Annotated in this window: 9 protein-coding genes and 1 pseudogene; 3 read left to right on the forward strand and 7 right to left on the reverse strand. The window is 58.0% G+C overall.

The window, feature by feature from the left end:
- Window positions 1–3: 3 nt before the first annotated feature.
- Window positions 4–1,044 (reverse strand): heat-inducible transcriptional repressor HrcA, encoded by a 1,041-nt coding sequence (gene hrcA / locus ACTCHC_RS03025; RefSeq protein ID WP_463020985.1) that lies wholly within the window; start codon window positions 1,042–1,044, stop codon window positions 4–6.
- A gap of 142 nt (window positions 1,045–1,186) precedes the next feature.
- On the opposite strand from hrcA, the gene rph reads away from it, so the two are divergent.
- Genes rph through hemW form a run of 3 tightly spaced genes read left to right on the forward strand, consistent with a single transcriptional unit; the run spans window position 1,187 to window position 3,662 of the window.
- Window positions 1,187–1,903 carry a ribonuclease PH gene (gene rph, locus ACTCHC_RS03030; protein WP_463020973.1) on the forward strand — a complete coding sequence of 239 codons (717 nt, stop codon included), beginning with the start codon at window positions 1,187–1,189 and terminating at the stop codon, window positions 1,901–1,903.
- Window positions 1,904–2,512 (forward strand): RdgB/HAM1 family non-canonical purine NTP pyrophosphatase, encoded by a 609-nt coding sequence (gene rdgB, locus ACTCHC_RS03035; RefSeq protein ID WP_463020974.1) that lies wholly within the window; start codon window positions 1,904–1,906, stop codon window positions 2,510–2,512.
- A complete protein-coding gene (gene hemW / locus ACTCHC_RS03040; RefSeq protein WP_463020975.1) occupies window positions 2,475–3,662 on the forward strand; it encodes a radical SAM family heme chaperone HemW in 1,188 nt (395 codons plus the stop codon). The genes rdgB and hemW overlap by 38 nt, the downstream gene beginning before the upstream one ends.
- On the opposite strand, the gene ACTCHC_RS03045 is transcribed toward hemW, so the two are convergent.
- From ACTCHC_RS03045 to ACTCHC_RS03070, 6 genes and pseudogenes are all read right to left on the reverse strand, one after another.
- Window positions 3,659–4,564 (reverse strand): ParB/RepB/Spo0J family partition protein, encoded by a 906-nt coding sequence (locus ACTCHC_RS03045; RefSeq protein WP_463020976.1) that lies wholly within the window; start codon window positions 4,562–4,564, stop codon window positions 3,659–3,661. The genes hemW and ACTCHC_RS03045 overlap by 4 nt on opposite strands.
- Window positions 4,565–4,575: 11 nt before the next feature.
- Window positions 4,576–5,385 carry a ParA family protein gene (locus ACTCHC_RS03050; protein ID WP_463020977.1) on the reverse strand — a complete coding sequence of 270 codons (810 nt, stop codon included), beginning with the start codon at window positions 5,383–5,385 and terminating at the stop codon, window positions 4,576–4,578.
- Window positions 5,378–5,995, reverse strand: coding sequence for a 16S rRNA (guanine(527)-N(7))-methyltransferase RsmG (gene rsmG, locus ACTCHC_RS03055; protein WP_463020978.1), 618 nt, complete (start codon window positions 5,993–5,995; stop codon window positions 5,378–5,380). Before rsmG ends, ACTCHC_RS03050 begins: the two co-directional genes overlap by 8 nt.
- Window positions 5,992–7,866, reverse strand: coding sequence for a tRNA uridine-5-carboxymethylaminomethyl(34) synthesis enzyme MnmG (mnmG, locus tag ACTCHC_RS03060; protein WP_463020979.1), 1,875 nt, complete (start codon window positions 7,864–7,866; stop codon window positions 5,992–5,994). Before mnmG ends, rsmG begins: the two co-directional genes overlap by 4 nt.
- A 3-nt stretch (window positions 7,867–7,869) precedes the next feature.
- Complete coding sequence (mnmE, locus tag ACTCHC_RS03065; protein WP_463020980.1) at window positions 7,870–9,150, reverse strand: tRNA uridine-5-carboxymethylaminomethyl(34) synthesis GTPase MnmE; 1,281 nt, start codon at window positions 9,148–9,150, stop codon at window positions 7,870–7,872.
- Window positions 9,151–9,175: 25 nt separating this feature from the next.
- Window positions 9,176–9,614: pseudogene (locus ACTCHC_RS03070) on the reverse strand (transcription termination factor Rho); the annotation flags it as partial.

Consider the following 9,614-nt stretch of genomic DNA (forward strand, 5'->3'; position numbering starts at 1 on the left):
CTTCTATCCCTTACCCCGATCGGAAATCAGCCTTCCGACCAGTTGCGCCGTATAGTCCACAATCGGAACGATCCGCCCATAGTTCAGACGGGTCGGCCCTATAACGCCCACGGCACCAATAATCTTACGGTCAGCGTTCATATATGGACTGACAACCAAAGAGGAACCCGAAAGTGAAAAAAGCTTGTTCTCCGACCCGATAAAAATGCGCACACCTTCACCATCTTCGGTCAATTCCAGAAATTCGGCGATGTCCCGCTTGCGCTCCAGATCATCGAACAACGTTCGTATGCGATCCAGCTCGGCACTATCGGCGGCGCCGTCCAGCAGATTCGCCCGCCCGCGCACAATCAGTCGTTCGTGACGTTCGCCTTCATTTTCCCATATGGCCAGACCGCTTTCAACCAAAGCCCGGGCAAGTTCGTCCAGCTCTTGCCTGCGTTTACTGATCTCTGACGCGATTACCCGACGCAATTCAGACAGGGTGCGCCCCTCTGACAGCGCATTCAGAAAGTTCGCGGCCTCGCGCATTGATGATGGCGTCTGGCCGCTTGGCGGCTGGAATACACGGTTTTCGACATGCCCGTCGGCAAAGACCAGAACTACCAGCGCCCGGTCAGGGTTGAGACTGATGAATTCGATATGCTTGATCGGCGCCTCGTGCTTGGGCGTCAGAACCAGGCTCGCGCCCAGCGTAACCCCGGACAGCGCGGCACCGACACGATCCAGCATCGAGCCGACATCCGCATCGTTGCTGCCAAGCGTGGCATCAATTTTCTCGCGGTCCTGATGATCAAGGTCGCGCACTTCCAACAGGCCATCCACGAACATGCGAAGGCCTTGCTGTGTTGGAATCCGCCCGGCCGAGACATGTGGACTGTCCAGCAGCCCCATGAACTCCAGATCCTGCATGACGTTGCGAATCGTGGCCGCGCTGATTTTTTCATTCATCTGTCGGGTAAGGCTGCGTGATCCTACCGGACCGCCCGATTCAAGATAGCCCTCGACCACACGACGAAACACCTCGCGGCTGCGTTCGTTCATCTCGTTCAGAATGTCGGAGCGATTATTCAACGGCGTCTCCCTGCAGCGTCGCAGTTAAAGTCTCTGCGTCTGCAACGTCAATCGTGCTTGCATCACAAGCCCCATCATGGGAGCACACCAGCAAATCTTGAAAGGAAGTCCTATGCGCCCCTCTGGCCGACATGTAAGCGAAATGCGCCCGATTTCAATCGAAACCGGTGTCACCAAACATGCTGAGGGCTCTTGCCTGATCAAGGTCGGCGACACGCATGTTTTATGCACCGCTTCGCTTGAACCACGAGTGCCCCCATTCATGAAGAATTCCGGCCTGGGCTGGGTGACCGCTGAATATGGGATGCTGCCCCGCTCGACCGGCTCGCGCATGCGGCGCGAGGCTGCGGCGGGCAAGCAAGGCGGCCGCACCGTTGAAATTCAGCGGCTGATCGGGCGCAGTTTGCGGGCGGGTGTTGATCGCGTTGCGCTGGGCGAACGGCAGATCACCGTGGATTGCGACGTGATTCAGGCCGATGGCGGCACCCGCTGCGCATCGATCACCGGTGGCTGGGTCGCACTGCGCCTTGCCGTGAACCGCCTTCTGAAAGCTGGCGATATCATTTCCGACCCCCTGACCGACCATGTCGCCGCCGTCTCCTGCGGTATCTATGCAGGCCAGCCGGTGCTGGATCTGGATTACCCCGAAGACAGCGAAGCCGGCGTTGATGGCAACTTTGTCATGACCGGCGCGGGCCAAATGATCGAGGTTCAGATGTCCGCCGAAGGGTCTACCTATTCGCGTGCGCAGATGGCTGAACTTCTCGACCTTGCCGAACAGGGAATTGCATCGCTCGTCGCCGCACAAAAGGCCGCAGTGGAGAGCTGATTGCGCAAGTTTAGTGACAAAAAGCTGCTGATCGCGACCCATAACAAGGGAAAGCTGGAAGAGATCGCCCAGCTACTGTCGCCCTATGGAATCTCGGTGGTCTCTGCGGGTGATCTAGGGCTGCCAGAACCCGCCGAAACTGAAAATACGTTTGTCGGCAATGCCAGGATCAAGGCCCATGCGGCTGCTCGTGCAACCGGCCTGCCCGCGCTGGCCGATGACAGCGGCATCGCCATTGATGGCCTTGGCGGCGCGCCCGGCGTTTATACCGCCGACTGGGCCGAAACACCCAACGGCCGTGATTTTACCATGGCGATGGAAAAGGCGTGGCAGCTGTTGGAACGGGCTCATGCAGCCCACCCCCGCACCGCCCAATTTTGCTGCACCTTCGTTCTGGCCTGGCCTGATGGTCATGATGAAGTGTTCGAAGGCGCGGTCAAAGGTCAGGTTATATGGCCCATGCGTGGTGCAACGGGCCATGGCTATGATCCGATCTTTCAGCCAGACGGTTATGATATGACCTTCGCCGAAATGGATCCCGCACTGAAAAACCGTATCAGCCACCGTGCAGATGCCTTCTCAAAACTGGTTACGGCCTTTGCAGACTGAAGACTGGCAGAATGGCGGCTTCGGCCTCTACGTTCATTGGCCATTCTGCCAGGCCAAATGCCCCTATTGCGACTTCAATTCGCATGTAGTGTCACACATAGATCAGGAACGCTGGTTACGAGCCTATACCAGCGAAATTCGTCGAATTGGCGCCGAAACCCCCGGTCGGATTCTCAACACGATATTTTTCGGCGGCGGGACGCCCAGCCTGATGGATCCCGAACTGGTCGCCGAAATCATCGAAACCGCAAAACGCACATGGCCCATCGCGAATGATATTGAGATCACGCTGGAGGCCAACCCGACATCGACCGAGGCCGGCCGGTTTCGCGCCTATCGTGATGCAGGCGTCAACCGATTGTCGATGGGGCTTCAGGCCCTGAACGATACCGACTTGCGCCGTTTGGGACGCCTGCACAGTGTTGCCGAAGGTCTGGCCGCCTTTGACATCGCGCGCGCCTGTTTTGACCGGATCAGCTTCGATCTGATCTATGCCCGCCAGGACCAGACCCCGCAAGCCTGGGCAGACGAATTGCAATTGGCCCTGACCTTTGCCGCCGATCACCTGTCACTTTATCAACTGTCCATTGAGGAAGGCACCGCCTTTGGCGATCGCTATGCACGTGGCCGTCTGGCCGGATTGCCCGACGAAGATCGCGCTGGTGATATGTACTTTCTGACCCAGGACATATGCGACGCTGCCGGTCTGCCTGCCTATGAAGTTTCGAACCATGCCGCGCCAGGCGCAGAATCGCGCCATAACATGATCTATTGGAACTATGGCGACTATGCAGGCATCGGCCCCGGCGCGCATGGGCGGTTAACGCTGGGTGGATCGCGATTTGCTACTGATACGCCCCTGCAACCCGGCGCATGGCTAAGCAAGGTCGAGACCCACGGCACAGGCGAAAACCCGCGCCTCCCGCTTTCCGGGCGGGATCAAGCCGGTGAATATATGATGATGGGGATGCGCCTGTCAGGCGGCATCGACATCGCGCGATACGAGCACCTTCTCGGCGAAACAATAAATACAATTGTTATCAACGACTTGGTCGAACATGGCATGGCAGGGTTGCACAATGGCAGACTTTCCACCACGCCACAGGGCCGGGCAATTTTGAACGCGGTTCTTCGGGCTCTACTGCCCTAATCGTTGTCTTTTGGCATCGACGTAAGGATCCGGCACAGTTCGTCCAACTGATCCAGATTGTCATACTGAATGCTCAGCTTTCCATTTTCCTGACCATCGGCGTGATCAATGACAACCGACATGCCCAGATTTGCGGATAAATCCAACTCTAGCGCCTTTGTATCGGCATCTTTGTCAGCCGTCCGCGGGGTTTTCGCCTTGCGCACGGGCTTGGGGCCTTTGGCCAGTTGCTCGGTCTCGCGAACAGACAGCCCGCGCGAAATCACTTGACGCGCCAGCGCGGCGGGGTCTTCGGTTGTTATCAACGCACGGGCGTGCCCGGCAGAAATACGGCCTTCACGAAGATACTCCTGCACTTCCTCGGGCAGTTGCAAAAGGCGCATCAGATTGGCGATATGGCTGCGGCTTTTGCTCAGCGCTTCGGCCAGCTTTTCTTGTGTGTGGCCGAACCGATCCATCAACTGGCGATAACCCTGGGCCTCCTCGACCGGATTCAGATCTGCACGCTGGATATTTTCGATGATTGCGACCTCTAGCACTTCGCCATCATCGAAATCACGCACGATCACCGGCACAGTATGCAGCTGTGCCATCTGTGCCGCTCGCCAGCGCCGTTCACCAGCCACAATTTCAAACTGCCCCGGGTGCCGCGGATCCGGTCGCACGATAAGGGGTTGAATGACCCCCTTTTCGCGCAGCGACGCAGCCAATTCTTCCAAGGCTTCGGGTGAAAACCGTCTGCGCGGCTGATCGGGGTTCGGCACCAGCTTTTCAACCGGCACCATCATATCACCCTTGCGCGGCTGGTCGGCGTCAGGTTCGGTCCTATCCGACAGGTTCACATCCGCCATCAACGCTGACAAACCGCGCCCCAAGCCGCGTCGCTCTGATTTACTTGTCATGGCCTGCTCCTTTATGCACCAACGGGCGTGGATTTTTCTATCAGTTCCGCAGCCAACGCGCGATATGCCTCGGCCCCGCGCGAGCCGGAATCATAATCCAGAACCGACATTGCAAATGATGGGGCTTCGCTTAACCGCACATTCCGCGGGATAACAGTATCAAAGACAAGCTCCCCCAGATTTGCTCGGGCGTCATTTTCAACAAGCTGCGACAGATTGTTCCGCTTGTCATACATCGTCAAGACAATGCCTTCGATCCGCAGGTTCGGATTGGCGGTTTGCCGCAACTCTCTAATCGTAAGCATCAGCTGCGACAAACCTTCCAGCGCGAAGAACTCGCTTTGCAACGGCACCAGAACCGAATGCGCCGCCACCATGGCGTTCACCGTCAACAGGTTCAGCGAGGGCGGGCAATCGATCAGAATGTAATCAAAGCCATAACCATCAATGGCGGGCTGGCGCAGCGCATCATGCAACAGGAAGCTGCGCTTTTCATTCGATACCATTTCGATATCGGCCGAGCTGAGGTCTGTGGTCGCAGGCGAGATTAACAACCCCTCGACCCCTGTCGCGCGGATAACCTGATTAAGCGGTGCCTCGTCCAGCAACAGATCATAGGTTGTGCGCTGCCGCCGCGCCTGTTCGACCCCCAGCCCCGTAGAGGCGTTCCCCTGCGGATCAATATCCACGATCAGCACCGTTTTTCCCAATGCGGCCAGGGCAGCCGCCAGGTTGATCGTTGTCGTTGTCTTGCCCACGCCACCTTTTTGATTGGCCACAGCAATAATCTTTGGCCCCTTCGGCCGCGTCACGTCAGACACGCTCGATCCCTTCGATGCTAAGAATAACAGCCTGTGAATCGGTCAGGCTGGGTATTTTTTCCACGCTAAACCGCCATGACGCAAGTGCTGCGTCTAGCTCGGCGTCCGAACCGGCGCCTTTCAGGAAAATCGCCCGCCCACCCGGCGCGATGTGTTTTTCCGCATACTCAAGCAGACGGCTCAACGGCGCCAGCGCGCGAGCGGTTATGATCTCTGCCGCGGCAGGCTGGACCGCCTCGATTCGGTCGGCGATAATTTCCACCACGACACCAGTTTCGCGCGCGACCGTTTGCAGAAACGCCGCCTTGCGCTGATCGCTTTCGATCAGCGTAAACCGGGCAGTGGGCGTAAGGTCATGCCCCAGTATTGCCAGGACCATTCCCGGAAATCCGCCGCCCGAGCCCAGATCAACCCAATGGGTGCCCCCTTTTCCCAGGCCAAAAACCTGTGCGGAATCGACAAAATGCCGCGTCCAGCCATCGGCCAGGGTAGATCGCGCAACCAGATTGATCGCGGGATTCCACTTTTGCATAAGGACATCGTATGTTTTCAAACGGTCGAGTGTTTCACGTGAAACATCCAGACCGGCAAAAATCTTGTCGGCTGTCATGCCGACCGCCGCGTTGCCTGGCGGACTTTGGCCAAAATCAAGGTCAGCGCTGCAGGAGTCATCCCCTCAACCCGCCCTGCTTGCCCGAGATTCCCCGGACGAACACGGCTTAGCTTTGTCCGCAGCTCGTTTGAAAGGCCGCTTAGCGCAGAATAATCAAAGTCTTCAGGGATTATATGCGCCTCATCCCGCCTGATGGCGGCGACATCGTCGCCCTGCCGTTTGATATAATGCGCATACTGCGCGTCTTTCTTGATCTGCGCGCCAATTTCTGGGTCCGTGTCCTCCAGATCGGGATTGATCCTGACAAGATCGGAAAACTCAACAGATGGAAACGCCAGCAGGTCAATCCCGGACCGGCGCTGACCATCGGCACTGATAGCGATACCCGCAGAGGCAATTTGCCGTGGTGTCATCATGGTCTCGCTCAATCTGTCGCGAACCGCTGTCAGTTTTTCCATTTTGCGAGAGAACGCCGCAGCGCGCGCCTGCCCTACACATCCCAGTGCAACGCCGACAGGCGTAAGCCGCTGATCGGCATTATCCGCGCGCAGCGAAAGCCGGAACTCTGCACGCGACGTAAACATGCGATAGGGTTCGGATACGCCCCGCGTCACCAGATCGTCGATCATCACACCAATATAGCTGTCGGTTCGCGCAAATAAGGCGGGATCAAGCCCAAGGGCCGCGCGCGCGGCGTTCAGCCCGGCAACCAAACCCTGTGCGGCGGCCTCTTCATACCCGGTGGTTCCATTTATCTGACCGGCAAGATACAAGCCCGGCACATCCCTGACACCCAATTGCGCATTCAGCGCGCGCGGATCGACATAGTCATATTCTATGGCGTAGCCAGGCTGAACAATGCTGACATTTTCCAGCCCCCGAATGGATCGAACATATTCATGCTGCACATCTTCGGGCAAAGATGTCGAAATTCCGTTCGGATAAACCGTATGATCATCTAGGCCCTCGGGCTCAAGGAACACCTGATGTGCGGTCTTGTCGGCAAAGCGAACGATCTTGTCCTCGATGGATGGGCAATAGCGCGGCCCGACGCCCTCGATATGCCCGCCATACATGGCCGATCGATTCAGATTTTGCCGGATCACCTCATGTGTTCGTTCGTTGGTATGCGTTATACCACAAGCGATCTGTCGCGCTTCGGGGGTCTTCGAAAGAAATGAAAACATGACGGGGTCATCATCCGCCGGCTGCATCTCCAGCCCGTCCCAATTGATCGTCCTCCCATCGAGGCGCGGCGGTGTGCCAGTTTTCAGCCGCCCCAACGGCAGCCCAAAATCGTCAATCCGTTCAGCCAGCCGCACAGACGGGGTGTCGCCCATCCTGCCGCCCGGCCGACGAACATCGCCAATGTGAATGACTCCGCGCAGAAAGGTTCCTGTCGTCAACACGACAGATTTGGCCCGCAGAACAGCCCCATCGGCCAACACAACACCTGCAATACGCGCGCCATCCATGTTGAAATCGACGGCCTCGCCCTCGACAACCGTCAGGCCGGGCGTGGCTTCGATCGCGGCCTGCATCGCAAGCCGATACAGCTTCCGGTCGGCCTGCGTGCGCGGCCCCTGCACCGCCGGCCCCTTGCTGCGATTCAATAGCCGGAACTGAATGCCCGCCCGGTCCGCCACGCGGCCCATGACGCCGTCCAGCGCATCCACTTCACGCACAAGATGGCCCTTGCCCAGCCCGCCAATCGCAGGGTTACAAGACATCACGCCAATACTGTCCTTGCGTAGCGTCACCAAAACCGTGCGCGCGCCTTGCCGTGCAGCTGCATGTGCGGCATCGGCGCCGGCATGGCCGCCGCCAATCACGACAACATCAAAATCGTAATGTTTCACGTGAAACACTCCTTATTTGCCGATGCAGAAGCTGGCGAAAATCTCACCCAGTATATTTTCCACGTCGATACGGCCCAGCAGGGATTCAAGCGCGCGGACCGCCAGCCGCAATTCTTCGGCGAACATCTCGGGACTGAAGCCCTCCATTATCTGATTCCGGGCCGAAGCGATATAGCCAAGCGCATTAACAATTGCCACCCGATGACGTTCCCGCGTAATGGTGCCAGCACCCGCCGCCATGTCGGAAAGTCGCGCCGATATATCCGCCAAAAGCTCGGGCACCCCGGCACCGGTCTTGCCAGATATTCCAGGACCACCTGATATATCAGCCTTGCCCTGCAAAACGATATCGCCCGCCTGCGGCGTCAAGCCAAGGTCATCGCTGCCATCGCCCAACAGGAAAACCCGCAAATCGGCCTCGTTCGCACGCGAACGCGCACGTGCAATTCCTATTTTCTCAATCTCATCACTGCTTTCACGCAGGCCGGCCGTATCCAGAAAGGTCACCGCAAGCCCGTCGATATCCATGCGCACCTCAATCACATCGCGGGTGGTGCCGGCATGTTCGGAGGTTATCGCGGCATCTCGGCCTGCAAGGGCGTTCAAAAGCGTTGACTTGCCAGCGTTTGGCGGGCCAACGATTGCCACCTCAAAGCCGTCACGAATCCGCTCACTTGCGCCCAGCCCACCTATTTCAATCTGCAAATCCCGGGCAACTGCATCCAGAAGCGCCAGAACCTCTGGCATCACATCGACAGGTACATCTTCATCGGCGAAATCAATCGTCGCTTCCAGCAAAGCCGCCGCCCGGATCAATTGGCGTCGCCAGACATCGGCGCGCTGTCCAATCGCGCCGGAAAGTACGCGCAGCGCCTGGCGACGCTGGGCATCGGTCTCGGCCTCTATCAGATCGGCAAGCCCTTCAACCTGCGACAGGTCAAGGCATTCATTTTCTAGCGCACGCCGGGTAAATTCCCCCGCCTCGGCCAAACGTAGCCCGGGCACGGCGGATAAACACAAGAGAACGGATTTCACAACCGCGATGCTGCCATGCGTGTGTAATTCTACCACTTCCTCACCGGTAAAACTGGCGCCGGCCGCAAAGCAGATTACCAATGCCTGATCCACAATCTCGCCATCGGGGCCGCGCAAGGCGCGTAACCCTGCCATCCGCACCTGCGGTAGGCTGCCCCCCATGATTTCGGCCGCCTCGAACGCTTTGGGCCCCGATATGCGGATAACCGCAACGCCGGCTTTGCCGCGCGCGCTGGCCAGGGCATAGATCGTATCCATCTGACCCCCCGTTTCGGGTGCCGCGTCAGGCGTTCATGGAATCGAAGAATTCCGCGTTTGATTTGGTCTGCTTCAGTTTGGAAATCAGAAACTCGATTGCATCTGTCGTGCCCATCGGGTTCAGGATCCTACGCAAGACAAAGGTCTTTTGCAAATCGGCCTTGTCCACCAGCAGGTCTTCCTTGCGCGTGCCCGATTTCAGGATATCCATCGCCGGGAACACGCGCTTGTCGGCAATCTTGCGATCCAGCACGATTTCAGAGTTACCCGTGCCCTTGAATTCTTCAAAGATCACTTCATCCATGCGCGAGCCGGTGTCGATCAGGGCGGTCGCAATAATCGTCAGCGAACCACCATCTTCAATGTTACGTGCCGCACCAAAGAAACGCTTGGGGCGCTGAAGCGCGTTGGCATCCACACCACCTGTCAGCACCTTGCCCGATGATGGCACGACGGTGTTATAC

This window comes from Actibacterium sp. (assembly GCF_055134745.1).

Bases quoted from the DNA above. Each gene is read 5' to 3' on its own strand.
- hrcA (WP_463020985.1), bottom strand. From the start codon at position 1,044: ATGAACGAACGCAGCCGCGAGGTGTTTCGTCGTGTGGTCGAGGGCTAT.
- rph (WP_463020973.1), top strand. From the start codon at position 1,187: ATGCGCCCCTCTGGCCGACATGTAAGCGAAATGCGCCCGATTTCAATC.
- hemW (WP_463020975.1), top strand. From the start codon at position 2,475: ATGCCTTCTCAAAACTGGTTACGGCCTTTGCAGACTGAAGACTGGCAG.
- ACTCHC_RS03045 (WP_463020976.1), bottom strand. From the start codon at position 4,564: ATGACAAGTAAATCAGAGCGACGCGGCTTGGGGCGCGGTTTGTCAGCG.
- rsmG (WP_463020978.1), bottom strand. From the start codon at position 5,995: ATGACAGCCGACAAGATTTTTGCCGGTCTGGATGTTTCACGTGAAACA.
- mnmE (WP_463020980.1), bottom strand. From the start codon at position 9,150: ATGGATACGATCTATGCCCTGGCCAGCGCGCGCGGCAAAGCCGGCGTT.